Source organism: Helicobacter sp. MIT 00-7814 (assembly GCF_003364115.1).
In the GTDB taxonomy this organism is placed as follows: domain Bacteria; phylum Campylobacterota; class Campylobacteria; order Campylobacterales; family Helicobacteraceae; genus Helicobacter_F.
The window spans coordinates 1-676 of record NZ_NXLL01000074.1 but is presented as its reverse complement, the minus strand read 5'-3'; the positions used below and the strand labels follow the sequence as shown (position 1 = coordinate 676).

General features: G+C 38.8%; 1 pseudogene. It reads right to left on the bottom strand.

Annotated features, from left to right (window positions below):
* Positions 1 to 676: pseudogene (locus CQA49_RS10230) on the bottom strand (hypothetical protein); the annotation flags it as partial.

The following is a 676-nucleotide window of genomic DNA, read 5'->3' as shown; positions in this document are numbered from 1 at the left end:
TTCATTTGCGCTTAAGCCATTTAAGGCTTCCTTTTGGGCTTGCATACTTGCTTGCTTTGCTTTTAGTTCCTCTAGGCGTGCTTGCATTGCAAGTTGTTCAGCTTGGATTTTATCTTGTGCCTCTTTTAGGGCTTGTTCCTTATGCTTTAGGGCTAGCTCTAGGGGTGAGGGTTGATTTATTTTTGCGGGTGTGGTAGAATTATTGGGAATGTTTGATGATAGAGGCTTTAATGCTAGCGTTTCATCTGTAAAACTACCTGCGACTCCTGTCTGTGTAGTTCCCATTCTCTTTTTATTTCTTTTGTCTATTAAAGCTGTCAAAACAAAATGTCTATCATTGCGCTTTGCAAATACTAAAGTTTCCTTATCTGTGATAAATTCCACTTTACCCTCGTATTCTCTAAAAAACTTCGCTTGGTTTATAATGCTAGGTAGCTCGTCAATGAAGTTTAGCGCTTTTTGTTCTCCCCATTGTTTTGTGCGTTGTTCCAAAATATGTTGAAGTCCAAATTTTTCATTCCCCCAAACTAAATCAATATCGCCGAGATTCTCTTTATAAAATGCGCCTGCGACTTGTCCTTGTTTTTCACTCAATAGCTTTTTAATAGCACCTTTGCCATCGTGGTAAAACTCCGCGTAATTTGTGCCAAATTCTGCGATTATGTCGTTTTCGTTT